Origin of the sequence: Paenibacillus aestuarii (genome assembly GCF_027789125.1) — a bacterium.
GTDB lineage: Bacteria > Bacillota > Bacilli > Paenibacillales > NBRC-103111 > Paenibacillus_E > Paenibacillus_E aestuarii.
Map to the genome: position 1 here is coordinate 40,331 of NZ_JAQFVF010000019.1, position 25,904 is coordinate 66,234.

Consider the following 25,904-nt stretch of genomic DNA (forward strand, 5'->3'; position numbering starts at 1 on the left):
CAGGGTCCTTTTTCAAGCTCGGCCAGCGCCCGCCAATCCGCCCTACTTCGCAACAGGCGGATTATTAGGCGGCTTCACGCCCATAATACCGGATTTACGCGTCATTTCGCCCCAGTCTGCGCGTTTGCCGCTTAACGCTTGAAGGAAGCCCTCGAAGCGCCACAGCGTCATCAACGGCCTGTACCAGAACGCCTCGGACAGCGCAAACAGGAATAGCCGCGACATATCGGACAGCCGGCTGTATTTGTGCAAGCCCCATTCTTCCAGCAGAACGGCGCCCATCGACAGCAGCGATCCATACAGCAGCATGACAATCGACAAAATGATCGCATACTGCACATTGACGACATCCAGGAAATAACCGACAAGGATGCATAAGTAACCCAAAAGCTCCACGACTGGGCCAAGCAGTTCAATCAGCACAAAATAAGGAATGGAAATAAGTCCAATGGTGCCGTAGCGCGGATTCAGAAACATTTTCTTATGCTTCCACAAGCTTTCAAATAAACCCCGATGCCATCTCGTCCGCTGCCGGTGCAGCACTTTCAGATTCTCGGGTACTTCCGTCCAGCACACCGGGTCGGAAATATAGACGATGCGGGCTTTGCTTTTTTTCTCCTTGACAAGACGGTGAAGGCGCACCACCAGCTCCATATCCTCGCCGACCGTGTTGACTTCGTAACCGCCTGCTTCGATGACCCAGCTTTTCTTGAACACACCGAACGCGCCGGAAACGATCAACAGCAAATTGTATTTGCTGAGGCCCATGCGCCCCATCAGAAAAGCCCGCAAATACTCGATAACTTGCATCACCACGATGCGGTTTCTCGATAACGCGACGGCGCCTGCGGCCAGATGTCCGCTTGAGATCTGACTGCCGTTGGCGATACCCACGCTGCCGCCCGTCGCGATAATTTCCTCACCGGGACGAGCCTCGACAATCGGCTTCATCACTTTGATCAATGCATCCATATCCAGCACCGAATCCCCGTCCAGAGAGACAAAATAAGGATATTTCGAAAAATTAATGCCGACATTGAGCGCGTCAGACTTACCGCCGTTTTCTTTGTCAATAAAGAACAAATTCGGATGCCTCATGGACCGATAAATACCTTTTACCGGTTGAGTCGGCTGCTGCAGCCCGCTCCATTGCACTTTGCCTTTTAGCTCAACCATGGCGAATTCATTAATCATGACATCTCTCGTCTGATCGGTCGAACCGTCGTTGATCACGATCACTTCAAACTCCTGATAATGAATGCTCAACAGGGAGCGCGTGCTCGCTACAATGCCTGTTTCTTCATTAAACGCAGGCACGAGAATGGACAGAGGCGGTGTGAAAGTCGAATGGAGCACATCCTCATATTGAATCAGCTGCAGGCCGGACTCTTTCCGCAGTTGTCTCGCCGCAATCACAAATAAAACGAAATAAAAGGCGGTAACCGCCACCACATAAAAGATCAGTCCTTGTGTTAACCAGGACACCAATTGATAAATTAGCGGCTGCAAGCCTCCATTCAATGCGGTCCCCTCCTCTCTTCAGCCATCTCCCGCGCGAAGCGATCTGTATGATGCAGGGCTAGCCAATGCAGATGCTCTTTGCCGCCTCGATATTGGGCGATAGAAGTGGCTGCCTCTGATCGGACAAGATAGGTCCCATCCCCGATAAAATAATCCAGATAGGGGAGAAAACCGGGTTCGCGGATGCTGCCCATCAGCCTGACGAGCATGAGCCGCTCGGGCCAGTCGCGCTTTTGCCATACACTCATGTCCGCCAGCAGCTGGTTGACCGTATCCTGCGACATATCGCCGAATGCAGCCAGTCCCTTCAAAGCGCGGATTCTAAGCTCCGCGGCGTTCGCCTCCAGCAGCTTTTCAAGCAGCTCTAGCAGAGCAGCCGTACGCTCATTCCTGACCCTAAGGACATCCAGCACATGCGGCTGCAGCCATGGCGGGGTTTGCTCAAAATGGCGGATGTATCTTTCGAGCATCGCCAGCGGCAGCGGATATAGCATTTGCCGGTACAAAGAAGGCGGCAGCCCTGGGTTCTCCAGCAGCAATTCGTGAACGATTTCATCGTGAAAAACGCTCATTATGCGATAGATGGTGAACCGCTCCTGCGGTGTACAGGTCGGGCGCGCCAAATGACCCAGCAAATCATTCTTCATGTTCGTCATCCGGAACATTTCAATGTAGAGCAGCGTATTCATCCGCATGCTCCAGCGGCTTTTCCGCAAACTTTGGCGATACAAGTCCGTGAAATGCTGGCCAGCGAACAGCGCGATCCGCTCCCTCTCCTTCGCCGAGCAGAGCAGCTTAAGCCGATGGCTGAAGATGTCTTCAAGCGCCTCGACATGCATCCGCTGCCGCGGGATCAACCGGACGTCCTCATCCTCGCCCGCCAAAAATCGTGCCAAGGGGGAGTCCGGCTGATTCATATCTTGAATCCAATGCTCACGTCTGGCGGCATATGCTTTGGCCCGCAGCTTGCGGACAAGCAGCACAAGATACAAGCTAGCCAGAAGCCCGAATAGGACGACGCCAACCAAGAGGGTATACAACGTTTTGCCGGTCATATCATCAACCCTTTAATGTAACGGCGAATGCGCGCTTTCAGCACATCGAGTGAAAATGGTTTCATGAAGTAGTCATCAGCGCCTGCTTCCAGCGCTTCTACGATTTCATCTTCATGCCCGGAGCCCGTCATTACCATCACCCAATAACGGCTGCTGTCTTCCTGCTCGCGAAGGCGGGACAGCACTTCCATCCCGTTCATCCTCGGCATCATTTGATCGAGCAGCACAATCATAGGCCCATCATTGACGAACCAGCCTTCCTGAAAAAAATGCTCCCCATCGAAAAAGCTCCGCACTTCCACATCCACTTGATCCTGACCGCCAACCAAATCGGACAGCTGTCTCTCCAGCATGCTGCGCATTAGCGGATCATCGTCGATGACAGCGATGCGAACCCTCAGCGTCTCCCGAGAAGCCAAATCAATCAGACGCAAGCCCCCGCTTCCCGAAGCTTTGGCTTGGGTTAGGCTTGTCTCTGCTGTTTTAAGAATCAGCTCAGTTGTAAAATGATCTGGGGCTTGATCCGCTTCTAACATAATGACCGTCAGCCTACAGGACATCATCTCCATCGCTGTAAGGCGCAGCTCCTCCATGCAGCGCCGCGCCTCATCCAGCCCGGCCAGAGGGAACAGAACATAGAAGCGGTCAGCCAAATCGCGAACCGCGAGACCTTGCTCCTTGATCTTCTTTTTAACAATAGCCGAAAGCCTCTGCACCAAATCATCGCCGGCTTTACTGCCCCGCTGCTGCTGGTAAACGTCAAACCCTGCCACATCAAAAGCAGCCAGCACACATGACTGTCCTGCGGCACGCGCTTCAGTGATATATCGTTCCAAAGCGCCTAGCAAAAAAGTACGATCATACAAGCCCGTCAGCTTGTCAAAGGGCCCCAGCTCCAGCAGCTCGTAGGCTATACTTTCGAGTTCACCACGATCTATCACCGGTACGCTGTCCCTTATCGATTGAAGAAAGCTGTACAGATCTTCTTGCTTCACGTGGCCTTGCTTACGCCAAGTATTCCAAACGTCTTCCACTTGTTGGAGCAGCAAGCTTTCATGCTTTTTCATGCTGATCTCCACCTTTTTTTATATACGATTGATATATACATTATTGTAACACACTATATATACATCAAGTATTCATCAGAGATTGCCAATTATGTTTAAAAAGCTGCCGCATGATCCTTCGCATCCGCTGCTAAAATATCCATGATCCCTTTGAACAAAGGAATCGCTTTGTTGCTCTCGGTCGGGTCAACTTGTTTGATCACGACGGAAACCGCATACTGAGGTGATTGCACGGGTCCGTATCCGATAAACCATTGATTGATTTTTTGGCTGTCGCCGAGCTTGATTTGGGCTGTCCCCGACTTGCCGGCGAGCTTCCATGACGCGCCTTTGAGGCCCTGGCCTGTGCCGTCCGTGACCACTTCCTGCATCCAGCGGAGCAAGGTATGGCTTGTCGCGGCACTAACGCCCTGCTTCGTGTCGGTGAGCTGCTTGACCGGAAAAGTCTCCATCACGCGGTCCGTCTTGTAACGAATCTCTTGCACCACTCTCGGCGCAAAGCCTTTTCCGTCATGCAGTAGCGTCACGACCATATTCGACGCCTGCAGCGGTGTCATCATGACGTCGCGCTGCCCAATCGCCGTCTGCATCAGGACCCCTTCATCATCGTGCGGCGTGCCCGCAGCAAACAACTGCCCGTGATCCTCAGCGTCGAATTGATGAACGATCTCTTTGGTATCCGTGGTCCCTGACCAGCCGACTTCATCCAGCACGCCCAGCTTGTGCGCGTAGCTTTCTAATTGCGCGGCAGTTAAGCGCTGCATCACCTTGGCAAAGACGATGTTGCATGATTGCGCATAGCCTTCCTCCAACGTGAGCGGCCCATGACCTGTCTTCAACCAGCAGGTAAAACCATACTTGCCGAGCGCCCCTTCGCAATCGAACGTTTCCCGCGGATCGACGACTTTCTCATCCAGCGCCGCAGCGGCAACGACCGTTTTGAAAATCGACCCAGGCGCCGCCGCTTTCAGCGCATAATTGCTCCAGCTGTTGCTGCTCAGATTCACCTGCGTCTGATCATAGTTGGGCCGGCTTGCCATAGCCACAATGTCACCATTGGCCGCATTCTGCACCACAGCCGCCCCTTCGCGAATTTGCAGCTTGTCCATCAACTGCTCAATCTGCTTTTGCACACCCAGATCCAGCGTCGTGACCAACTTCACAGGGTAAAACCCATTGTCCGGCGCGATCATTCGCGCATCCAGGCCAGGGAGCGGCTGCTTCGCCGCGTCTGTGAAATAGGAGATCGACGTCTCCCCGACGCCGCGCAACCACTGGTCGAACGTCTTCTCCAGCCCCGAACCGCCGATCTTGCTGCTAAGTGTCAGCTTTCCCCGCTCCAGATCAGAGCTGTACAGCTGCATCACCCGTTCCGGATTTTGCCCAATAAACCCGACTAACTGCCGAGCATTCATACTTGCCGGGTAGCGGTCCTCCAAATCCACAACCTTGACATTTGGCAGCTTCAATTGATTGATTTGCTGAACCTGCTGCTCGGTGAGCGCCACAGGCCTGCCGCCCCCGGAAGTCCCCCACACGCCCGGATCTTTCAATTGGTTCACGAAAGCCAGCCAGCTCGCCGAGCTAACTCGTAAAATGCGGGCCAACTGGTCGATGGGAGCCATCTTCTTAGGGCCATTCTCGTGAATAGGAAACACGACTAGCGCTTTTATCGTGCTGCCTGTCAATAACTGCATATGGCGATCCACGATATCCCCGCGTCCGCTGTCCAGCACCAGGGCTTTCTGCCGCTGCAGCACCGAATTTTTCACCAGATTGACGCCTCTGGACGTATAGCTCTCCGAAGCAATCAGCTGAATCCAGAACAGCTTCCCGATAATGCCGATAAACAATACCATCATCATGAGCAAAATAATGAACATTCTCCGTTTTTCACGCGCGGTTAAATTTCCCGCTTTCATCGCCCTCAAGACCTTCAATCCCCCTGCTACACCTACATCATGACTGCTTTTTATCAAGTATAGTCATCCCCCCGGCTCGACAAACTTTTTACTTTGAAAAGAAAATAAAAAAAGCTTACCCCCCAAAGGGAAGGTAAGCTTACGAACGTTATGTACAACTCTAAATTTCAAATTTCGACAGTGTATCGTTCAGCGATTGGGACAGTTGATCCAGCTTGTCCGACAATTTCACTAAGCCGTTGCTGATACTCAGCTGCTCCGCACTGAGCGATGCCACCTGCTGGGAAGTTGCCAACGATTCTTCCGCTACAGCGCTGACATTTGTCATCGCATCCGAGAGGACAACCTGCGACTGTTCCAGCGTGCTGATGGAATCGCTCACCGTACTCAACTGCTGAATGAAGCCGCCCATATGGTTCGTCACTTGATTGAAGATCATATCCGCTTCTTTCACCGCTTGGATTTGTTCCTGGAAGATCGGCTTCGCATTCGAGAGGACAACAACCGTTTCATCAATCTCTTTTTGAATCGTTTCGGTAATTTGCCCGACGACATCGATTGATTGCTTGGACTGATCCGCCAGCTTGCGGATTTCATCGGCGACGACCATGAAGCCTTTTCCGGCTGCGCCGGCGCGTGCTGCTTCGATCGTTGCGTTCAGTGACAAGATGTTCGTCTGCTTCGTCATATTATTTAACAGATCAAGAATTTTGCGAATCGAACGTGTGGAATCTTTCAGGTTATCTACCTTCTCCACCATCGAGCGGATCATTTCTTCCGTCAGATTCGTTTTGCCGATTAACTCGGCCATATACTTCGTCCCTTGCTCACTGGAGCTTTGTACATCAGCTGCTGCTGTGCCCATCTCCAGATTCGCTTCGATGACGTTCTTCATCTGCAGCCCGATATGATGTGTCAGCTCATTCCCACGCTCAGATTCCGTCGCCAAGCCGCCGGCACCGTTGGAGATTTCGTCTGTCGCTACAGCGATTTCGCGGGCCGCGGTCGCCGTCACTTTGGACGAATTCGTCAGCTCCGCCGCCGTTTCGAATACTTGTTGGGCCGAAGCGCTCGTCTGCTGCACCAACGTTGTGATTTGCTGCATCATCACATCGAAGCTGGCGCCAAGCTGCCCGATCTCATCCTTCGATTGGTAATTGGCGCGAACCGTCAGCTTGCCTTGTGCGCCTTGCTGCATGAGATTGCGCAGGTTGATCAGCGGACGCCCAATCATCCGGGCTACGAACAAGCCGATCAGCACGGCTGCAATTGCCGCAAACAGAGCGATTAACAGCGTATAGTTGTAAATTTTCTTCGCATCCTGCACCAGAACACTGACAGGAATGTCCCCGACCAAATTCCAACCGGATACCGGAGACTTATAGTAAGATACAAGATGATCATTGCTGGTTGTAAAAGAACCGTTACCTGCTTCCAACTGATCCTTAGTCAGTTGAATCGCGGCGTCTTTTTCTAGATTGTTGAAATCCATGGCTGCATTAATTTTATTGCTTTCTGTGGTGATAACGACATCGCTGCCTTCACCCAACGATACGCCGGCAATCTCCTTCGACAACACATCCGTGCTGATCTCTACAACCAGAACGGCTGTCGTCGAGTTCGTCAACGTATTTCTCATCACACGGCCGACTGCGAACGTATTCGCGGAATTGCTGGAGTACCCTTTCAGCTTACTATCCAACCATGCCACTTTGCCGCCGCCATCGACAACTTCCTTAAACCAATCGCTGCTGCTGGCATTATCCGTGAAGCTGTTGCCGCCGCTGCCTGTAAGCACGATCAGTTTCCCGTCGGGACGGTATAGATGAAGCGTTTTAATTGCTTTGTTTGAAAAAGTAATAACATTCAATTTATCGGTCAAAGTTCGAACCATATCAAGGGCTTCATAGGAGGATGGATCCAACGTAGGAACTTTCTCCAACAGATCTTGCAAATCTTTATTCAGCATAATTTGCAATGTTAAATCATCGAATGTTTGATACATGAAATCAAGTTTCTTGCCTGCCTGTGTGACCGTCTGAAGACTGGATGCAGCAACCTTATCTTTAATGACATTCTTGGAAATCGAGTATGAAATCGCTCCCACAATTAAGACAAAAAACAGAATACTGACAAAAAACATCAGGAACAGCTTCATGCCAACCGATTTCACCGGGTTCTGGAGCTTCACCTGCCTCGCTTCCTTGAACGCGGCTGCACCGAAATCTTTTGAGGCTTGTCCAGCTTTTAGTGCAACATTCCCCACCTTTCCTTTTCGAAAAGTCCCTAGCAAATTTTTGATTTTCTTTTGAAATCCTACTTTCATCTTCCTTCACCACCATTAGTTTCTTCTTGAAGCCAGCACTAGTCTTTAGGACTAATTGAAAAGGGTTTCATTACTTTCTGGATACAATTTCGACACATTTTTACAATTTCCTTTTTTTATTGTTAAAATTTTTAGCAAAAAATAAGGAAACTTTCTCCAATATAGCGCACGTTGGAGAAAGCTTCCATAGAACTAACGACCTGTTTTTTTGCGAAGCATATCCCATTTTTTTACAGGGCGCTCCGTTTTCATCTTCACAATTTGCAGCGGATGCCTTGCCGCATTCAGCTGCTCCCCTTGCTCGTTCCAAATCGTTTCAACTTGTTGCTTGAAATTTGTTCCTTGCGGCCCGAAGAATTCAACCTCTTGCCCAGGCTTGAAATAGTTGCGCTGCTGAATGGTCGCCATCCCTGTCGACGCGTCATAATCCATGACAAGTCCTACAAAATCAAAACCGATCGCTTTATCCTCCGGTTCAAAAATATGATCTTCATGACCAGGGGCCTCATAGAAAAAGCCTGTATTCAGCGGACGATTCGCCGCTTTATGAATTTCATCCTGCCAGAGCGGGTTCAACTCATAGCGCTCCGGATCTTCGAAATAAGCGTCGATCGCCTGACGGTACGCATTAACAACTGTGGCCACATAGTGGATGCTCTTCATGCGGCCTTCGATCTTGAAGCTGTCGACGCCCGATTCGATCATCTCCGGAATGTGCTCGATCATGCTGAGATCCTTCGAGCCCATGGTGAAGGCATCATCATCATCGCTGAACAGCGGCAGATCCGTAGCCAACGGTGCGTCATCCAGCTGATCCTTGGCGAACAGATCGTATTTCCAGCGGCATGCCTGCGAGCAGCCTCCGCGGTTCGAGTCCCGATCTGTGAAATGGTTGGACAGCACGCAGCGCCCCGAATAGGAACTGCACATCGCGCCATGAATGAACGCTTCGATCTCCACGTGCACGTGCTGTTTGATCTCGTCGATCTCCCTCATGCTCGCTTCACGCGCTAGCACGACCCGCTCGATGCCTTGCTCTTTCCAGAACTTCACCGTTTGCCAGTTCATCGTCGATTGCTGCGTACTGAGATGCACTTCCAGCTTCGGCGCCACCTTGCGCGCCGTCATCATAATGATCGGATCGGCCGCAATAATCGCCGAAATCCCAACATCCTGCAAGCCTTTCAAGTACTCTTCCAAGCCTTCGATATCTTCATTATGGGCATAAATGTTGGTCGCAACAAACACTTTAGCCCCATATTGGTTCGCAAACTCTACACCTTCACGCATCTCTTCCAGTGAAAAATTATCCGCGTTGGAGCGCAAGCCATACTTCTGGCCGCCGATATACACAGCATCGGCCCCGTAGTGGATGGCAAATTTGAGCTTCTCCAGGCTGCCGGCCGGAGCCAACAATTCCGGCTTATCCAGACGCACTCTTTTGCCTCGCGCTCTTGCTTCTACTGCTGTCGTCATGTGAATGGACACCTTCTTTCCTTAATACACCTGTTCTTTATAGAAAAAGCCGAACGATAGCTCCCGATCCGGATCTTGCAGTGCGGCAATGGCGTCCAGCCATTCCTGGTTGAATTCGTAACCTTCCGGATCAGCCGCATACGCGTCGATCGCCGCACGGTAGCTGCGGACAACCGTCTCATTATAAGCCTCGGATTTGAGTAGGCCTTCAATTTTCAGGCTGTCCACCTCGCCGTCCATCAATTCCGGCAAATTTTCCAGCATGCAAATATCTTCCGAGCTCATAATATGCGTTCCGTTACGATCTTCATATACCGGATAACGTTGATCCCGGCGCTCATGCTCGATGAGAAACAGCCCGCGCTCCATGGAACGGTCCTCGCTGGAGGCGGTTTTGCCCTGATGCTCGATATAGTTCTTTACGAGCTCGCGTTTGGAGTGATAAATATTCGTAATCCCATGAACTTGGACTTCCACTTCCAATTGGCAATGCTGCTTGAAGCTAAGCACCTGCTCCATGTTCAGCTCCCGCGCCAAAACGACCCGTTTCGCACCATGCTGTCCCCAATAATTGGCAGTCGCATAATTCGTCGAAGTCATTTCCGCGTTCCAATGCAGCTTGAGTGGACCCGGCAGTTCCCGAGCAGCCATAAGTACCGCCGGATCGCCAAAAATAACCCCATCCACGCCGAATTGCTGCAGCTGTTTGAGATAATCAGTCAATGCTGCCAAGCTATGATTATCAAAAATATTGTTAACGGCCACGTATATCTTGGCATTCCGCTCATGCGCCCACACCACGCCAAGCTGAATCTCGTCTAGCATGACGTTGCCCGGCAGTCGAAGACCGAAGCGCTCTTCTCCGACGATAACCGCATCTGCTCCCGCTTCAATCAAACGCTTGAGCTCATCCAAGGAGCCGCAGCTGACAACTAACTCTGGTTTTTTCAATGATTGACCCTTCCTTCTATCCTTATGCTCTGATGCACACCATCACTGCGCAGCCTTCTTGCTCTCGGCAATGTTCTTCTTATGTTCTTCAAAAGTTTCTGCAAATAAATGCCCTTTCGAGCCGTCTTTCTTCGTTACGTAGAACAAATATTTCGTATCTTTCGGATAGATCGCCGCTTGGATGGACGCGAAGCTCGGGCTGGCAATCGGTCCTGGCGGCAGGCCTGCGTTCAAATACGTATTGTACGGACTCTGGATTTGCAAATCTTTTTCCAACAGCCGCTCTTTCGGCTTATCCAACAAGTATTGAATCGTCGCATCAATCTGCAGCGGCATCTTCTTCTTCAAGCGGTTGTCTATCACGCTGGATACCGTCGCGCGCTCCTCATCCACAACGACTTCGCGTTCAATGAGCGAGGCGATCGTCAGCATTTGATGAACGGTTAGCCCTCTCTCCTTCAGCTTATCCTTCCAATCGGCAGGCAGCGCAGACAGCTCCTTATCCAATTGCTGCAAGGAACGGTCGATAAACTCTTCGACGGTCGAATCTTTTTTGAATTCATAGGTTTCCGGGAATAGATAGCCTTCCAGCTTGTGCTTGATATTCTTATCATCCGGCAGCGTGCTTAACACAGATTCCTTGAATGGCGCCGTGTCCTCCGCTTGCTTGAGGAACGCATCAGCTTTCCATGGGGTCTGCTCCTCCAGCTTCCCTGCGATCTGCTGAATCGTGAACCCTTCCGGTATGGTGACGCGAATCACTTCTTCCTTGACGATGTCACCGCTGTTCATCTTATCGATCAATTGATCGAACGTCATTCCCGACTTCATACTGTACTCGCCCGCTTGGAAATGGGAGCCCTGCTTCTTCACCTTCAAATAGTACATAAAAATCGATGAGTTCTTAATCAGTCCTTTGGCTTCGAGCTCCTTGGCGATTGCAACCGACCCTGCGCCAGGAGGAATCGTAACGCGGACTTCCTGATCAGAAGCCGGCATCGGCTGAAGTGCGCTGGCCAAGTAAAGGCCTACGCCGCTTACGATCCCGACGATCAGCAGCAGCAGGAAGCCGACAATGATCAGGACGATTTTGCGTCGATGTCTTCTGGGCTGCTCCATTCCGCCTGATTGATCCCACATATCATCCACAGTAACCAATAATCCCCTCTCTACTTGCCCAAAATGAAAAAAGAGCGGATGCGCTCCGCTCGGGTAGTTGCTGCTTACAAATCATCCTGCGCCGGAAACACCATTTCGTCGTAGAGCTCCGACACGGTTTCCCACTCGTCATCATCATCGATCGTTTCCAGCTCATACGTGCCTTCCGCATCTTGAACCACTCGGAAAATCTCAACCTCATCTTCCTTCTTGAGCTCTTCAGATTGCAGCACAGCGTAAGTTTTGCCTTCGAAAACGAATTCTTTCAAAAGACGGTAGACCGTTGAATCACTTTGCTCATCAGATAAAATGATATCATCCCCGTAAGCATTCCGCAACACGTCTGTCAGTGTTACACTCATGCTTCTTCGTCCTCTTCGTACTCCGCCATTAAAGTGTTGAACGTTTCTTCCACGATGTTCCACTCTTCTTCGTCTTCGATCGTGAAGAGCTTCAGGTCTTCGCCGTCTTCATCCTCTTCATAACGGAATGCGTACACTTCATCGGTCTCTTCGTCATCAGCATCGAGCGGAACGACCATCATGTACTTCTTATCGGAACCGTCCACTTCGAATTTCATGATGACCTCGAACTCTTCTTCGTTGCCGTCTTCGTCCGGGATGTAAATAATTTCGGGCTCTTCTTCACGCAATTCTTCTTTGGACATGTTCGTCACCTCTTCATATTAGCATCCATATACCCTTGCAGGATGAGCTGAGCGGCCATTTTATCAATGACCGTCTTCCGTTTCTTCCGGCTCACATCCGCCTCCAGCAGCGTGCGTGTCGCAGCTACCGTCGTCAGACGCTCATCCCACAAGTGTACTGGAACATTTAACTTTTGTTCTAATTCCTGAGAAAATGCGATCGCTAATTCGCCGCGGGGGCCGATCGTATTATTCATATTCTTGGGTAAGCCGACAACAATGACAGCAACCTCATATTGCTTCACAATCGCTTCCAAGCGCTCTAGATCCTGCTCAGGCTTGCGCCGCTGGATGACTTCCAGCCCTTGTGCGGTCCACCCCAGCTCATCGCTTAAGGCGACGCCGATTGTGCGGTCCCCATAATCCAAGCCCATCCATCTCATGGCGATTCTCTTTTCCCTCTATTTGTGCTGGCCCAGATAAGAACGTACGAGCTCCTCAATCAGTTCGTCCCGCTCGCGCTTTCGAATCAGACTGCGCGCATTGTTATGCCGTGGAATATACGCAGGATCTCCGGAAAGCAAGTAGCCTACGATCTGATTGATCGGATTGTACCCCTTTTCCTGGAGCGCATCGTATACCGCTAACAATACTTCCTTCGGCGATGTCTCAATCTCTTCGGCCTTCACGTTGAACTTCATTGTTTTATCCATAGAACTCATCAGGAGCACCCCACTTTCGCTTGAACCTTCTGTTAACAAACTGTAAATCCATTCATGTATACTGTGATATATTCTCTACGGCTTCAAAAATTCCTGTCCAGAAGAAGCCATTGTGGAAAATATTTCTGCAATTGCTAAGCTAACTGAGAAACAAGCCCTTCTACACTAGCGAGCGCTGCTTGAAGCTTCGATGCATCTTTACCGCCGGCTTGCGCCATATCCGGACGCCCGCCGCCGCTGCCGCCGCATTGCAGGGCTACTTCTTTAATGATTTTACCGGCATGGAAGCCTTTGCTAACCAGATCCGCCGTTACAGCTGCAACCAGGTTCACCTTGTCGTCAGCAGGCGCTCCGAGCACGATGATGGCGGAGCCCAGCTTCACTTTCATCTCGTCGACAATGTTGCGCAGGGAATCCATGTCCCCGGCATTCACTTGAGCCGCAAGCACATTGACGCCGCCAACTTGCTTGACTTGATCCTGCAAGGAGCCCGCTTCGATGCGGCTAAGCTTGCCGCGCAGCGATTCGTTCTCGCGGGACAGCTCTTTCATCTGCTGCAGTGTGCTTTCCAAACGCTTCGGCACGTCCTGCACGTTGGACTTCAGCATGCCTGCTGCTTCTTTCAACAGCTGCAGCTGCTGGTCGAGGAACTCGTAAGCGCTGCGGCCGGATACCGCTTCGATCCGGCGGACGCCGGAGCCGATGCCAGACTCGCTGACAATTTTGAAAAGTCCGATTTGGCCTGTATTCTGAACGTGGCAGCCGCCGCAAAGCTCTAGGCTATAGTCGCCGACTTGCACGACGCGCACAATGTCGCCATATTTCTCGCCGAACAGGGCCATTGCGCCCATCGCTTTCGCTTCAGCAATCGGCTTGAGCGAAATATCGACTTGAATGTTGTTCCAGATCTGGCGGTTTACACGCTGTTCAACATCTTGCAATTCTTCAGCGGTGATGCTGCCGAAATGCGAGAAGTCAAAGCGCAGGCGATCAGGCTCAACCAGCGATCCCGCTTGGTTGACATGCGTACCGAGCACTTCCTTGAGCGCTTTGTGCAGCAGGTGAGTCGCCGTATGGTTCTTGATGATGTCGCTGCGTTCCGGCGCGGCAACCGCGGCCTCGACCGTATCCCCTTTGCGCAGTACGCCTGATTCCACAACAACCTTGTGGACGTGCTGGCCGTGAGGGGCTTTGCTGACATCTTCGACTTTTAACGTCACTTGACCGTTCGTGATCGTCCCCAGGTCGCTCACTTGGCCGCCGCTCTCTGCATAGAACGGGGTACGGTCCAAGACAACCTGACAAGTCTCGCCGACACCTACGATATCGACGAATTCATTTTCATGAACGATCGCTTCAATTTTAGCAGTAACTACCAATTCATTATAACCAACAAATTCGCTTTTAACCGTAAAGTCCGCGAACGGTCCGCCCTGCACCTTCATGCCGGCATCATCTTGTCTAGCCGCTCTCGCGCGGTCACGCTGCTCCTGCATGGAAGCATCGAAGCCTTCGCGATCAACGGTCATGCCTTTCTCTGCAGCAAAGTCTTCCGTCAAGTCAAACGGGAAGCCATACGTGTCATACAGCTTGAACGCGTCCGGCCCGCTGATTTGGCTGCTGCCAGCCTGACGGGATTTCTCGACCATCTCGGCCAAAATGTTCAGTCCGTCGCTAAGCGTCTCATGGAAACGCTCTTCCTCCGTACGAATGACCTTCTCGATAAATTCCGCTTTGTCTACGACTTCCGTGTAGTAGACGCCCATGATCTCGCCAACGGTAGGTACCAGCTTGTAAAGGAACGGCTTATCCATGCCGAGCACTTTGCCGTAGCGTACAGCGCGGCGCAGCAAACGGCGGATGACATAGCCGCGGCCTTCGTTGGATGGCAGTACGCCATCGCCAACAGAGAACACGACTGTGCGGATATGGTCAGCAATGACTTTGAGCGCAACGTCATGGTCATCGTTCACATGGTAAGTGACGCCGACCAGCTCACAAGTTTTATCGATAATCGGTCTGAACAGATCCGTATCAAAGTTGGAGTCCACGTCCTGTAAGATTGAAGCAAAACGCTCCAGTCCAGCGCCTGTATCGATGTTCTTATTCGGAAGCGGCGTGTAGCTGCCGTCCTTGTTGTGGTTGAACTGGGTGAATACGAGGTTCCATACTTCCAGGAAGCGCTCGTTCTCCCCGCCAGGCCAGCATTCCGGATCGGACAAATCACCGTATTTGTCGCCGCGGTCATAAAAAATTTCCGTACAAGGTCCGCATGGGCCCTCGCCGATATCCCAGAAGTTATCTTCCTTCAGGCGGTAAATGCGTTCAGCCGGGATGCCGATCTGTTTGTTCCAAATCTCGTAAGCTTCTTCGTCCTCTTCATGGACAGTAACGGAGATCCGATTCCCATCAAACCCGATCCACTCCGGACTTGTCAGGAATTCCCATGCCCAAGGAATAACCTCCTTCTTGAAATAATCGCCGATGGAGAAGTTACCCAACATCTCGAAGAAGGTGTGATGACGGCGCGTCTTGCCGACGTTCTCGATATCGTTCGTACGAATACACTTCTGCGCGTTCGTAATCCGCGGATTTTCCGGGATTTGACGACCGTCAAGGTATGGTTTCAATGGCGCGATCCCGGCATTGATCCACAGCAAAGAAGGATCGTTGTGCGGCACGAGCGAAGCGCTTGGCTCCACTTTATGTCCTTTACTTGCAAAAAACTGCAGCCATTTGGAACGGATTTCACTAGCTTTCATGATTCACGACCTCCGTATTGTTTGTCTAACACAAAAAACGCCCCTGCTATATAGACAGGGACGAATCATCGCGGTACCACCCTGGTTATTGGGTCTGCATATCCGGTCATTGAACGTGCACACGCAATCTCCTTGTGCGGAGCTGTAACGGGTCCAACCGGTGAAGTTCATCCACACTCCGAAACGAGCGTTCAGCCATCCTAGCACCGAAAGGCTCTTTCAGCCGTGAAACAGCGCTGTGCTGCCTCAAGGAGCCTTCTCTCTGACGATGGACTATGGCTTACTTAAGTTTCATCAACGTTTTTAGACATTAGTCATAGATAGGCAAATTATAACTTTCCGATTAGCTCGTGTCAACATCTGGCACTTCGCGCCGTTCCTCGACTTTGGCGATTTGTGGCGTTTCATTCATGAAACCTGACAAATAGGAGAACGTAAGTATATACAAATATTCGTGCCAGGAGGCTGCCCCACCCATGGACTTCTCGTCACTGCTGCTCTTGTCGCTAATTGGCCCCGTCTTCTTCTTGATGATCTATATTATGGCCAAAACGATCGTTAAAAAAGAAATTCCGGACAGCCGCTACAATCCTTTCGATTATATAACCGGTCAGGCGAAGATCGAGTTTCAGGAGCACAAGGAGGAGAAAAATGAGGATGACAGCGAAGGGGAGCCGAAGAAAGGATCGCGTACATAAAAAATAACGGGCTAGTTGACAATGATTCTCATTAGAGTTATAATAATTTTAGTGATAATGATTTTCATTATCGCCATGAAAAAAAGCACATGTAACACAACTTTTTCCGTATCTTTCTTACGAAAGTTTACGTATTGTCCACTCCTTTCATATCCTCAAACCCTCGTGCAGAACCCCTCTGACCATGATCCCGCAAGTCATGGCCAAGAGGGGTTTTGTGCATGTTCTTATGTTGTCGGACGACGCACATAGTACAAGAAGACGTGCTGTATAATGACTTTCATCACGGCAAAGAACGGCACAGCCAGAATCAGACCGACGATGCCGGCAACTTCCCCCCCGACCAGCAGCGCAAAGATAATGACCAACGGATGCATATGCAGCGTCCTGCCGACAACCTGCGGAGAAATCACGTTTCCTTCGAGGATTTGCACGGCCAAGTTGATCATCGCGACGAAGAGCACCATTTTCAACGAGACTGTAGACGCCATAATAATCGCCGGCGCAGCGCCGAAGAAAGGTCCCAGATAAGGGATGATGTTAAAAATCGTAACGACGCTGGCCAGGAGAAGCGGATACGGCATCCCGATCAGCCAGTACCCGAGGTAGGCCAGAACGCCGACGATCACGCAGACAAGCAGCTGCCCGCGGATATAGTTGCCAAGCGCCGTATCGATATCGATCAGCAGCTTGACGATTTTTTGGCGGTGCGCCCGCGGGACGACGGCCAGTGCGGTTTTCTCCATAAGCTGAAAATCTTTCAGCATATAAAAGGCCACGAACGGCACGATGAAAGCAATGAACAGCATGTTGATCGTATTGCCAATTTGACTCACATAATTGGAGACCGCCAGGGAGACTGAATTTTCCAGCCGCGCCAGCGAGTTGTTAATGCCGCTCCGCACACTGTCGGGCAGCAGTTGATTCTGATTGAAGCCGTCGACAATCGACTGCGCGTGCATCGCCATCTCTGGCATATGCTCATTCAGCTCAGCGAATTGAGAAATAAACATCGGCGTCATATTCATGACGATGACGACCAATGAGGAGATGAATACGCTATAAATCAGCAAAACCGCGATCGTTCTAGGCACTTTGCGATGATTGAGAATATTGACGATCGGGTTCAAGATGTACGAGATAATGACCGCAATGAAGAAAGGCGTAAGAATTGCTTCCAAGAAGCGGAACACGGCAAGCAAGATCGGTTTGATCTGCAGCAGCATATATAAGGTAAGTAGGCCAAGCAGCGTATAGACAAGCATGACGAACCATTTATTTTTCCATAAGCTTTCCATCAGTTCCCCCTGGTTGTTGGCAGACTCTTGCACTTTCAGTATATGTACAACCAGTGGAAATTAACCCGCAGAGCATGAATCTGCCTTATCTCACAAAACTTTCATGACCCTCGACTGGGTCACAAGCTATGATGAAAATCCCATAGCGTTCGGCAATAAGTGTGCTAACTCGGACTGGAGCGCATGGGGCTGGCCTGGCACTATTTGCACAAAAAAAAGCCATACCCACAACGCTTGTAAACAAGCGCTTGAGCATGGCGTTCTGTCGATGTGATTAATTGGCGTGCAGTTGAGCCTGAGGAATTTCTTCCTCAAAAAATAAATCATCAAGCGAACTCAGCGTTCCGTCTTCCTCCACTTGATACACGGACATTTTATCTCCGTTGACACTTAGCTCGATAAAGCAGCCCCAGCAGTAAAATTGATGGGAACCGATTTTCCCGATATCTTTGGAATTGCAATTTGGACAACGCATCATGTTACTCACCCTATTCTTCTTTGGATACGAAGAGCTCTTCCAGATCCTGAGTACAATGTACAGGCACGATAATGGCATCTTCCCCTTTGGTCGCCGATTCCGGCATGGGCAACCATCTTCGTCCCTCTTTTAAATCAGAGATAAACCCCTCGGACAATTCATAGCCTACTATTTGTTTTCCCCATTCTTGCTCTAAATAAACATCTTCTACCATGCCTAGCTGTTGACCGCCTACCGTGACCACTGGCAAACCTTTGATCTTCTGGCTTCCTTCCAGCAGAGCATACAAGCCTTCAGCTTGTTCCGGCTCTCGAATGACACTGTCGTTCGGTATAGTAACGGCATCGCTCCCGGCCGCCACGATCTCCTCCCACGGTATGTACCGAAGGGAAGAGAACCAATGCTTGGTCTCCAGGGCGATCCCTTGAATGTGCCATGTCGCGTCTAGCAACAAATCCTTGACTTGGCCTACTTGCTTACCGGATTCAACCGTAATGACGGGAAGTCCGATGAGATCGTGCGCCTTGCGCAACGTCAATCCCTCCTAGAACCACCCGGTACTATTTAGTACGTAATCGCTTGACAATAGTTGCAAGTTTGTGGGCAGCTGATTCAATTTGTTCTTTAGAATTCCCCATTCCAAAGCTAAATCGAACCGCGGAGTTTGTGACATTTTCTGGTAGATGCATCGCTTGGAGCACATGCGAAACTTCCAGCGAGCCTGATGTGCAAGCTGAACCGCTGGCTGCAGCAATTCCTTCCAAATCCAGATTCATCAGCAGCGTTTCTGTGGAAACGCCCGGGAAACTGATGTTCAAAATGTTAGGGACGTGCTGTTCCTTGTGACCGTTCACCACAAAGCCATCCCAGCCTAAATGCTGATCTAAAGTGTCTATCATCAATTGACGTAATTCGGCAATCTCAGGTTGCATATTTAGCAAATTTGGTACGCAAATTTCGACAGCTTTGGCAAAACCAGCAATACCCGCCACATTTTCTGTGCCGGCTCTGCGCTTTCTTTCTTGAGCCCCGCCGAACATGTAAGGAGTCAGCATCATATGTTTGGCTACATACAATGCCCCTACACCTTTGGGGCCGTTGATTTTGTGGGCGGAGATGCTCAGCAAATCAATAGGCAGCTCGCTTAAATTCAAAGGCAATTTGCCTAATGCCTGTACGGCATCTACGTGAAAAGGAATGTTATGGCTGCGCGCCAAATGTCCGATCTGCTCAATAGGCTGTATCGTACCCACTTCGTTATTGACATACATAACTGAGATGAGGGCTGTGTCGGGACGAATGGCAGCCTCCACATCTTCCAATTGAATAAGACCGGTCTGACCTACTGGCAGGTATGTCACTTCGTAACCGAGGCTCTCCAGCCGCTCGCACGGATGCAAGACGGCGTGATGCTCGATCTGAGTCGTAATAATATGCTTCTTGCCTTCTTTATTCGCATGAACCGTCCCGAAGATAGCCATGTTGTTGCTTTCCGTTCCGCCGCTTGTATAAATAAGCTGGGCGGGCGGACAGGACAGAGACCGCGCCATCGAATCCCGGAACCGGTTCAGCGCCGTTCGGGTCGTGCGGCCAAAGCTATGCGTGCTCGACGGATTGCCGAAAAAACCTGTATAGTAAGGAAGCATCGCTTCCACGACTTCGGGATGTACCGGCGTAGTTGCCGCGTGATCAAAATAGATGGGATTCATCATTCACCTTTAGATGTAGAACATGTAATTGTCTTGCTTTCCTTGGTCTTGGAAGGAAATGAGCTGTGCCAGCGTCGTAGAATCCAGCACATCCGCGATGCTGTCCCGGATTCGGATCCAAAGATCCCGTTTCGCCGGGTCATCTTCTTCCGTAAAGTCTACGGGACTGATCGGACCTTCCAGAACACGAATAACTTCGCCTGCGGATACTTGTTCAGGCGATTTAGAAAGTATATATCCACCATATGCTCCGCGAATGCTCTTCACCAGGCCAGCATTGCGTAGTGGAGCCACGAGTTGTTCCAAATAATGCTCAGACAGCTGATGTTTTTCCGCGATGCTTTTAAGCGATGTCGGTCCTTCACCGAACCGGTTGGCCAGCTCCATCATAATCGTTAATCCGTAGCGGCCTTTTGTGGAAATTTTCAACAATAACACCTCATTTAACATTTATACCATGTAGGTCGTCCCTATCTTGCTTACAGCGTTTCCATTTTAAGCAAAAACATTCCTATATATCCGTGTATCGAATATATGTTATCACAATTCCTTGTTCTTTTGGGGGAAAACCGTGACATTCTCATGAAATATTTTAATTTTTTACAAGAGACATGTATAATAAGTAGAGTTTCACACAGATTTGCTTGAAAGAAAAGAGGTCATACAGCTATGAGCAAAAAAACACGGGTCATTCTCGGCATGTCCGGCGGTGTCGATTCTTCGGTCGCTGCGCTTTTGCTTAAGGAGCAAGGCTATGAAGTCATCGGCATTTTCATGAAAAATTGGGACGATACCGATGAATTTGGCCATTGTACAGCGGAAGAAGACGCAGAAGATGTCAGACGGGTCTGCGACCAGCTCGACATCCCTTTTTATACAGTCAACTTTGAAAAGCAGTATTACGATAAAGTGTTCGCCTATTTCCTCGACGAATACACGAAGGGCCGCACACCGAATCCCGATGTCATGTGCAATCGCGAGATTAAATTTGGCGAGCTGCTGCAGAAGGTCATCGACCTTGGCGGCGACTACCTCGCGACAGGCCATTACGCGCAAGTAAAAGAACAGAACGGCGAATACGTGCTGCTTCGCGGGAACGACGCCAACAAGGATCAAACTTACTTCTTAAACGCCTTGACGCAGCAGCAGCTTTCCAAAGCGATGTTCCCGATCGGGCATCTGCCGAAGCCGAAGGTGCGCGAAATCGCAGAGGCTGCAGGGCTGGCCACAGCCAAGAAGAAAGACAGCACGGGGATCTGCTTCATCGGGGAGCGCGATTTTAAAACGTTCCTCAGCCAATATCTCCCTGCCAAGCCGGGCAACATGGTCGACATCCGCAATGGTGAGATCAAGGGCAGACATGACGGGCTGATGTACTACACATTAGGCCAAAGGCAAGGTCTGGGCATTGGCGGTTCCGGCTCAGGAGAGCCATGGTTCGTCGTGGATAAGGACCTGGAGAAGAACGAGTTGCTCGTCGTTCAAGGCGAACAGTATCCAGGTCTGTACTCCAAGGGGTTGACTGCCACCGATGTCAACTGGATCAGCCCGCACAAGCCTGCCGGCGCGATCACATGCACGGCGAAGTTCCGCTACCGCCAGCCGGACCAAGGCGTGACGCTTACGCTGAACGACGACGGGACCTGCGAGGTCGTTTTCGACAAGCCGCAAAAAGCGGTGACCCCTGGACAATCGGTCGTGTTCTATGATGGCGACGTCTGCTTAGGCGGCGGCGTGATTCATCGAGTACACAAGTAAGATCAGTGTTATTACCAGGGAGAAGGTTGAAGCGATGACTATACGTCAGGCATATCAAGCTAACACTTATCAGGAAGCTGCAAATGTGCTCCGAGAGGTCGGAATCCTTCCCCTCTCTTCTTTGATCCCGGAGCATCCTTCGCTGGAGTCCATCACCACCAAAGGTCAGTGGCATACTGGGGAATTGACCGACCCCTGGCTATGGCGGGATCGTTTTCCTGCGGAGGGGCTGGGGGCGTATGGGCGCTTCTTTGCGAAAAAGCCTATGCTCATTTCGGCCGAAATGTTTCCTTTAGTCAAAAATTTACTGGAAGATCCTTATACCGTTCAAGAACGGTATGATGACGGGCTGCTCGCGAAATCGGCGGTAGACGTGTATACCGTCATTGCGGCGCAGGAGGGCATTGACACCCGCGAGCTCCGGGCAAAGTCCGGGCTGAAAGCGAAGGAAGCTAAGGCGGAGTTCGACCGGGCGTTAATCGACTTGCAGAGCACGACGGACATCGTCATCGCCGGCATCAGTGACCGCCTGCAAGATAGCGGCGTCAAAAGCGGCTGGAACAGCTCCTGCTATATGACAGCCGCGCATTGGATGGACCTGCATCACCTCCAAGCGGATGCGTCACCGACGCCGGAAGCGAAGAAGAAGATGCGGGCTTATGTGCAGGAACGCTGCAGCGAGGCGGCTGCGGGGTATTTGACGAAAATATTTAAGCTGTAACATATAGAGGTGTCCTAGGAGCCGTGAATCGGCGGCCTGGGGCACCTTTTTCTTGCCCTGAGCTGGTGCAGTCTGATTTGCCCAGATATTAAGGGCATGTGATGACTTACGCTGTCTATAGTCGACTTTGCCCATTTATTTCGGCATTTCTACACCATGAAATGAATCACTCTGCGACCCGCTCTCCAGTTGGACAATCTCCAAATATATTTCTACTTAGGAGCGCAGCCGGGACGAAAGAATATTCATCTCTTCGCGGTATTTCATCACGGTGCGGCGCGAGATTTGGACGCCTTCCTGCTGCAGCAGGCTGGTTAATTGCTGATCCGATAATGGCTGTTGTTTGTCCTCGTCATCCACCAACTGGCGGATCCGCGATTTGATGCTTGCAGCGGAAGCTTCGGCGCCTTCTGCCGTTTTTACGCCGGAGGGGAAGAAAAACTTCAGCTCATACAAGCCTTGCGGCGTTTGCACATATTTGTGCTGGACGGCCCGGCTGATCGTCGACTCGTGCAGCCCCAACTGCTGCGCAACCGCTTTAAGCACCATCGGCTTTAGCCAAGCGACGCCAAGATCGAAAAAAGCTTTCTGCTCGCTGATGATGATTTCGATCACCCGGCGCAGCGTCGTCTTCCGCTGCTCCAGCCCTTTGAGCAGCTGCTGGGCGTCGCGGGCTTGATGCCGGACATAAGCGGCCGTCTCGCCGCCAGCCGCTGATTCGGTTAACGCGGCATAGTAACTTTCATTCAGCGCCACCTTGGGCAAATAAGCGTCCGTCATGATCAGCGCATAGCTGCCCTGCACGCGTTGAATTATCGCATCCGGGCGGATATAGGGGGCCTGCTGCTGGCTGAATGCGAGTCCCGGCCGCGGATTTAAGGAGCGAATGTACGTCAAGGACTGCCAGAGCGTATCCTTGGAAATGCGCAATTTCTCGGCGAGCGGCTTCGTTTTGCCTTCGGCCAACTCCTGCATATAGCCGCTGATGAGTGTTTCAGCCCATGGATCCGGGCTCGGGTCACGGCGAATTTGCAGCAGCAGACACTCCTGCAAGTTCCTCGCGGCAATACCGGCGGGCTCCAAGCGCTGCAAAATTGCAAGCGCATTCAAAACATCGCCTTCCGGTACGCTGCAAACATTCGAAGCTTCCTGGACCGTCATGTCCAGATACCCCGAATCGTTCATATTACCGGCCAAGTAACTTGCGATTTGATAGACGCTTTTCGGTAAGTTCATCATGCGAAGCTGTGCATGCAGCATGGTTTCTATCGTCTCTTCCGCCGCAGTTCCCGGCAAGCTCGACCGGGAACTGCTATACTCAAAACTGCTTATCGCCGATGGTTTCGCTCGACTGAACGTCCATTCAATCTCAAGCAGCGGATTGTCGACGGCTTTGGCTTGCAGAAACTCCGCCAACTCTTCCGCGGACAGCTGCAGCATGTGGATCGACTGCTTTAGGGTTGGCGTTATATTCAAATGGGTTGTCTGTGCAGTTTCAGCTTTTAGATGGATTTGCATGATGAAACCTCCCCATATGTATTCATACTTCATTATAATACGAGATTAGCGATTCAGACTGTAAAAATTCAGCTCGCATACGTGAACAACCTGTGGTCCCGAGGGATCACAAGCTTGGGATTTACAGCTTCAGAGCTTGGGGTAGTCATCTGCCAAGTCGGATTCATCTATCAACTGGCGAAAGTGGGGCTGAATTGTCGAAATTGCTTTTATTTGCCGCCACCTCTACCTGAATGCAGGCTTTGCGGAACGCACATGATAGCGTGGAAGGGTGTGAGTTCATGAACAAAGCAGCCGCCATATTTGTCATTCTATCTGCGTGCTGGTGCGGAAATCCGGCAGATCAAATCAAATTGGATCATGTACCCGTTCTTGCTCCGGCTAAGAAAACGCATGGAACCTCTGTTGAACAGGAATATGCCAAATGGAGCCGGATGGCTTTTCACGAAGCAGGGAAAGTTCATACATTACTTGATTATAAATATTTGGGCCACAGCCATGTGGCGCCTGGGGTCGATCAACAGCAGTTTCGTTTCTGGGCCAAAAAGAACGGCAGCGAATTTCCACTGATCGTGTCAATCCGTTACAACCCGATCACCGGTAAAGTATACGTTTTTCACATGGAACAAGAAAGAAGAGGCGACTTGCGGGACTTATAGCCCGCCGGTCCGACCTCTTCTTTTTTGTTGATTTTGCCTCATTTTCTCTTCCGTTCCTTGCTCGCTTGCCTCAAAAATGACCTGATGACGAATCGCATCCGGCAAATATTGCTGGTCCACATAATGCCCGGGATAATTGTGCGGATACATATAACCTTTATGCCCCAGCTGCTCCGCGCCCTTGTAATGGGTATCCCGCAGATGCAGCGGCACTTCGGCGGATCGAATCTGCTCCATCAACTGCATCGCCTTCTCAATGGCAATCGGGATGGAATCCGACTTGGGACTTTCAACGGCGAAAAGTATTGCCTGGGAAATTACGTATTTTGATTCCGGCCAGCCGATCTTATGGTACGCGTCCATGGCCGTGACAGCCTGAATCATGGCCTGCGGGTTTGCCAGGCCAATGTCCTCACTGCAGGCGACGATCAGGCGGCGCAGGAACGTCATCGGATCCATGCCGAGCTTCTCGACGGCATAGAGGAACCAGAACAGCGCGGCGTCGCTGGAGCCGCGCACGCTCTTGTGGAAAGCGGACAGGACGTCATACTGCGTCGACTCGTCCGCTTTCACGATCGGGCGGCGGATCGACTCTTCCGCCACCTCCAGCGTAATCTGAACCGTGCCATCCGGTTCAGGTGAAGTCGTCAGCGCTGCCAGCTCCAGCGCATTCAGTGAGCGGCGGATGTCGCCTGCGGCCATCCGCGCGATATGCTCCAGCGCCTCCTCGTGCGCTTGGAGGTGCATGAAGCCGAGCCCTTTGACGGGATCGGCGAGCGCTCTTCGCATCGCGATGAGCGCGTGCCCGGCCGTAAGCGGCTCGAGCTGGAACAGCGTGGAGCGCGACAAGAGGGCCCCGTTCACATGGTGGAACGGGTTCTCCGTCGTCGCGCCGATGAAAATAAGGATGCCCTGCTCCACCGCGGGCAGCAGCGCATCTTGCCTGGAGGTGTTGAAGCGGTGCACCTCGTCTAGAAAAAGCGTTGTTTTGCGTCCGTACAACGCTTTGTTCGTCTTCGCTTGCTCAATCACATCGCGAACATCCTTGACCGATGCGTCAACCGCGTTCAGCTTGACGAATTCGCCTTGCGTCCGGTTCGCGATTATATTGGCAAGCGTCGTTTTGCCCGTGCCCGGCGGGCCGTACAGCAGGATCGAAGTGACTTGATCCGCTTCGATTGCCCGCCGCAGCAGCTTGCCAGGCCCGACAATATGTTCCTGTCCTATATATTCGTCCAGCGTGGTCGGCCGCATGCGGTCAGCCAGCAGCTTGCTGGACGGTTCTTGCTGGGAAGCGTAAGTGAATAAGTCCATAGTGATAATTCCTTTTCTTAGCACTAGATTCAAACAGGTCTATTATAACCTGTCCGCGCAGCCGTGTCATGCGGATTTGGCCACCGTGCGCCGCTAACAGGAGCGCCTATCTCTTGCTGCATAGGCTCAGGAGCGCCTGTAGTTT

General features: G+C 51.3%; 25 protein-coding genes. 4 read left to right on the forward strand and 21 right to left on the reverse strand.

Features of this window, described 5'->3' with window-relative positions:
• Positions 1-42 precede the first annotated feature (42 nt).
• The 14 genes from O9139_RS05165 to O9139_RS05230 form a co-directional block, all read right to left on the reverse strand.
• Positions 43-1,488 carry a glycosyltransferase family 2 protein gene (locus O9139_RS05165; protein WP_377523629.1) on the reverse strand — a complete coding sequence of 482 codons (1,446 nt, stop codon included), beginning with the start codon at positions 1,486-1,488 and terminating at the stop codon, positions 43-45.
• A 29-nt stretch (positions 1,489-1,517) separates the two neighbouring features.
• On the reverse strand, positions 1,518-2,576 hold the full coding sequence (locus tag O9139_RS05170; protein WP_270878387.1) for a hypothetical protein: 1,059 nt from the start codon (positions 2,574-2,576) through the stop codon (positions 1,518-1,520).
• On the reverse strand, positions 2,573-3,643 hold the full coding sequence (locus O9139_RS05175) for a response regulator (protein ID WP_270878388.1): 1,071 nt from the start codon (positions 3,641-3,643) through the stop codon (positions 2,573-2,575). The genes O9139_RS05170 and O9139_RS05175 overlap by 4 nt, the downstream gene beginning before the upstream one ends.
• A gap of 95 nt (positions 3,644-3,738) precedes the next feature.
• Positions 3,739-5,565: a peptidoglycan D,D-transpeptidase FtsI family protein gene (locus O9139_RS05180; RefSeq protein ID WP_270878473.1), complete on the reverse strand. Its 1,827-nt coding sequence runs from the start codon at positions 5,563-5,565 to the stop codon at positions 3,739-3,741.
• Between the two features lie 160 nt (positions 5,566-5,725).
• Positions 5,726-7,891, reverse strand: a complete 2,166-nt coding sequence (locus tag O9139_RS05185; protein ID WP_270878389.1) for a methyl-accepting chemotaxis protein — start codon at positions 7,889-7,891, stop codon at positions 5,726-5,728.
• Positions 7,892-8,083: 192 nt separating this feature from the next.
• A complete protein-coding gene (locus O9139_RS05190; RefSeq protein WP_270878390.1) occupies positions 8,084-9,367 on the reverse strand; it encodes a peptidase U32 family protein in 1,284 nt (427 codons plus the stop codon).
• A gap of 21 nt (positions 9,368-9,388) precedes the next feature.
• Positions 9,389-10,318, reverse strand: coding sequence for a peptidase U32 family protein (locus tag O9139_RS05195; protein ID WP_270878391.1), 930 nt, complete (start codon positions 10,316-10,318; stop codon positions 9,389-9,391).
• A gap of 42 nt (positions 10,319-10,360) precedes the next feature.
• On the reverse strand, positions 10,361-11,458 hold the full coding sequence (gene mltG, locus O9139_RS05200) for an endolytic transglycosylase MltG (RefSeq protein WP_333742458.1): 1,098 nt from the start codon (positions 11,456-11,458) through the stop codon (positions 10,361-10,363).
• A gap of 83 nt (positions 11,459-11,541) precedes the next feature.
• Complete coding sequence (locus O9139_RS05205; protein ID WP_270878392.1) at positions 11,542-11,838, reverse strand: DUF1292 domain-containing protein; 297 nt, start codon at positions 11,836-11,838, stop codon at positions 11,542-11,544.
• Positions 11,835-12,143 (reverse strand): DUF1292 domain-containing protein, encoded by a 309-nt coding sequence (locus tag O9139_RS05210; RefSeq protein ID WP_270878393.1) that lies wholly within the window; start codon positions 12,141-12,143, stop codon positions 11,835-11,837. The genes O9139_RS05205 and O9139_RS05210 overlap by 4 nt, the downstream gene beginning before the upstream one ends.
• A 5-nt stretch (positions 12,144-12,148) precedes the next feature.
• Entirely contained in the window at positions 12,149-12,565 is a 417-nt protein-coding gene (gene ruvX / locus O9139_RS05215; RefSeq protein WP_270878394.1) for a Holliday junction resolvase RuvX, read from the reverse strand.
• A gap of 18 nt (positions 12,566-12,583) precedes the next feature.
• A complete protein-coding gene (locus tag O9139_RS05220) occupies positions 12,584-12,844 on the reverse strand; it encodes an IreB family regulatory phosphoprotein (RefSeq protein WP_134753304.1) in 261 nt (86 codons plus the stop codon).
• 134 nt (positions 12,845-12,978) lie between these two features.
• Positions 12,979-15,606: an alanine--tRNA ligase gene (gene alaS, locus O9139_RS05225; protein WP_270878395.1), complete on the reverse strand. Its 2,628-nt coding sequence runs from the start codon at positions 15,604-15,606 to the stop codon at positions 12,979-12,981.
• Between the two features lie 343 nt (positions 15,607-15,949).
• A complete protein-coding gene (locus O9139_RS05230) occupies positions 15,950-16,084 on the reverse strand; it encodes a hypothetical protein (protein ID WP_270878396.1) in 135 nt (44 codons plus the stop codon).
• Here O9139_RS05230 and O9139_RS05235 point away from each other — a divergent pair.
• Positions 16,083-16,304, forward strand: a complete 222-nt coding sequence (locus O9139_RS05235) for a DUF3951 domain-containing protein (RefSeq protein WP_270878397.1) — start codon at positions 16,083-16,085, stop codon at positions 16,302-16,304. The genes O9139_RS05230 and O9139_RS05235 overlap by 2 nt on opposite strands.
• 227 nt (positions 16,305-16,531) lie before the next feature.
• Here the strand turns inward: O9139_RS05235 and O9139_RS05240 are convergent, their stop codons facing one another.
• The 5 genes from O9139_RS05240 to cymR form a co-directional block, all read right to left on the reverse strand.
• Positions 16,532-17,602: an AI-2E family transporter gene (locus O9139_RS05240; RefSeq protein WP_270878398.1), complete on the reverse strand. Its 1,071-nt coding sequence runs from the start codon at positions 17,600-17,602 to the stop codon at positions 16,532-16,534.
• Between the two features lie 274 nt (positions 17,603-17,876).
• Positions 17,877-18,080, reverse strand: coding sequence for a hypothetical protein (locus O9139_RS05245; RefSeq protein ID WP_270878399.1), 204 nt, complete (start codon positions 18,078-18,080; stop codon positions 17,877-17,879).
• A gap of 10 nt (positions 18,081-18,090) precedes the next feature.
• Positions 18,091-18,612: a PRC-barrel domain-containing protein gene (locus O9139_RS05250; RefSeq protein WP_270878400.1), complete on the reverse strand. Its 522-nt coding sequence runs from the start codon at positions 18,610-18,612 to the stop codon at positions 18,091-18,093.
• A 28-nt stretch (positions 18,613-18,640) separates the two neighbouring features.
• The gene (locus tag O9139_RS05255; protein ID WP_270878475.1) at positions 18,641-19,789 is read right to left on the reverse strand and encodes a cysteine desulfurase family protein; all 1,149 of its coding nucleotides are present in this window, start codon (positions 19,787-19,789) and stop codon (positions 18,641-18,643) included.
• 9 nt (positions 19,790-19,798) lie between these two features.
• Positions 19,799-20,218, reverse strand: a complete 420-nt coding sequence (gene cymR, locus O9139_RS05260) for a cysteine metabolism transcriptional regulator CymR (RefSeq protein WP_270878401.1) — start codon at positions 20,216-20,218, stop codon at positions 19,799-19,801.
• Between the two features lie 240 nt (positions 20,219-20,458).
• Between cymR and mnmA the strand changes: the two genes are divergently transcribed.
• On the forward strand, positions 20,459-21,547 hold the full coding sequence (mnmA, locus tag O9139_RS05265) for a tRNA 2-thiouridine(34) synthase MnmA (protein WP_270878402.1): 1,089 nt from the start codon (positions 20,459-20,461) through the stop codon (positions 21,545-21,547).
• 34 nt (positions 21,548-21,581) lie between these two features.
• A complete protein-coding gene (locus tag O9139_RS05270; RefSeq protein WP_270878403.1) occupies positions 21,582-22,268 on the forward strand; it encodes an AlkZ-related protein in 687 nt (228 codons plus the stop codon).
• Between the two features lie 216 nt (positions 22,269-22,484).
• Here the strand turns inward: O9139_RS05270 and rpoN are convergent, their stop codons facing one another.
• The gene (gene rpoN, locus O9139_RS05275) at positions 22,485-23,786 is read right to left on the reverse strand and encodes an RNA polymerase factor sigma-54 (RefSeq protein ID WP_270878404.1); all 1,302 of its coding nucleotides are present in this window, start codon (positions 23,784-23,786) and stop codon (positions 22,485-22,487) included.
• Between the two features lie 281 nt (positions 23,787-24,067).
• On the opposite strand from rpoN, the gene O9139_RS05280 reads away from it, so the two are divergent.
• Positions 24,068-24,445: a DUF3889 domain-containing protein gene (locus O9139_RS05280; RefSeq protein WP_270878405.1), complete on the forward strand. Its 378-nt coding sequence runs from the start codon at positions 24,068-24,070 to the stop codon at positions 24,443-24,445.
• Here the strand turns inward: O9139_RS05280 and O9139_RS05285 are convergent.
• A complete protein-coding gene (locus O9139_RS05285; RefSeq protein ID WP_270878406.1) occupies positions 24,440-25,759 on the reverse strand; it encodes a replication-associated recombination protein A in 1,320 nt (439 codons plus the stop codon). The two genes, O9139_RS05280 and O9139_RS05285, sit on opposite strands and share 6 nt — an antisense overlap.
• Positions 25,760-25,904: the final 145 nt, after the last annotated feature.

Bases quoted from the DNA above. Each gene is read 5' to 3' on its own strand.
- O9139_RS05170 (WP_270878387.1), bottom strand. From the start codon at position 2,576: ATGACCGGCAAAACGTTGTATACCCTCTTGGTTGGCGTCGTCCTATTC.
- O9139_RS05175 (WP_270878388.1), bottom strand. From the start codon at position 3,643: ATGAAAAAGCATGAAAGCTTGCTGCTCCAACAAGTGGAAGACGTTTGG.
- O9139_RS05180 (WP_270878473.1), bottom strand. From the start codon at position 5,565: ATGAAAGCGGGAAATTTAACCGCGCGTGAAAAACGGAGAATGTTCATT.
- O9139_RS05185 (WP_270878389.1), bottom strand. From the start codon at position 7,891: ATGAAAGTAGGATTTCAAAAGAAAATCAAAAATTTGCTAGGGACTTTT.
- O9139_RS05190 (WP_270878390.1), bottom strand. From the start codon at position 9,367: ATGACGACAGCAGTAGAAGCAAGAGCGCGAGGCAAAAGAGTGCGTCTG.
- mltG (WP_333742458.1), bottom strand. From the start codon at position 11,458: ATGTGGGATCAATCAGGCGGAATGGAGCAGCCCAGAAGACATCGACGC.
- O9139_RS05205 (WP_270878392.1), bottom strand. From the start codon at position 11,838: ATGAGTGTAACACTGACAGACGTGTTGCGGAATGCTTACGGGGATGAT.
- O9139_RS05210 (WP_270878393.1), bottom strand. From the start codon at position 12,143: ATGTCCAAAGAAGAATTGCGTGAAGAAGAGCCCGAAATTATTTACATC.
- ruvX (WP_270878394.1), bottom strand. From the start codon at position 12,565: ATGAGATGGATGGGCTTGGATTATGGGGACCGCACAATCGGCGTCGCC.
- O9139_RS05220 (WP_134753304.1), bottom strand. From the start codon at position 12,844: ATGAGTTCTATGGATAAAACAATGAAGTTCAACGTGAAGGCCGAAGAG.
- alaS (WP_270878395.1), bottom strand. From the start codon at position 15,606: ATGAAAGCTAGTGAAATCCGTTCCAAATGGCTGCAGTTTTTTGCAAGT.
- O9139_RS05235 (WP_270878397.1), top strand. From the start codon at position 16,083: ATGGACTTCTCGTCACTGCTGCTCTTGTCGCTAATTGGCCCCGTCTTC.
- O9139_RS05230 (WP_270878396.1), bottom strand. From the start codon at position 16,084: ATGGGTGGGGCAGCCTCCTGGCACGAATATTTGTATATACTTACGTTC.
- O9139_RS05240 (WP_270878398.1), bottom strand. From the start codon at position 17,602: ATGGAAAGCTTATGGAAAAATAAATGGTTCGTCATGCTTGTCTATACG.
- O9139_RS05245 (WP_270878399.1), bottom strand. From the start codon at position 18,080: ATGATGCGTTGTCCAAATTGCAATTCCAAAGATATCGGGAAAATCGGT.
- O9139_RS05255 (WP_270878475.1), bottom strand. From the start codon at position 19,789: ATGAATCCCATCTATTTTGATCACGCGGCAACTACGCCGGTACATCCC.
- mnmA (WP_270878402.1), top strand. From the start codon at position 20,459: ATGAGCAAAAAAACACGGGTCATTCTCGGCATGTCCGGCGGTGTCGAT.
- O9139_RS05270 (WP_270878403.1), top strand. From the start codon at position 21,582: ATGACTATACGTCAGGCATATCAAGCTAACACTTATCAGGAAGCTGCA.
- rpoN (WP_270878404.1), bottom strand. From the start codon at position 23,786: ATGCAAATCCATCTAAAAGCTGAAACTGCACAGACAACCCATTTGAAT.
- O9139_RS05280 (WP_270878405.1), top strand. From the start codon at position 24,068: ATGAACAAAGCAGCCGCCATATTTGTCATTCTATCTGCGTGCTGGTGC.
- O9139_RS05285 (WP_270878406.1), bottom strand. From the start codon at position 25,759: ATGGACTTATTCACTTACGCTTCCCAGCAAGAACCGTCCAGCAAGCTG.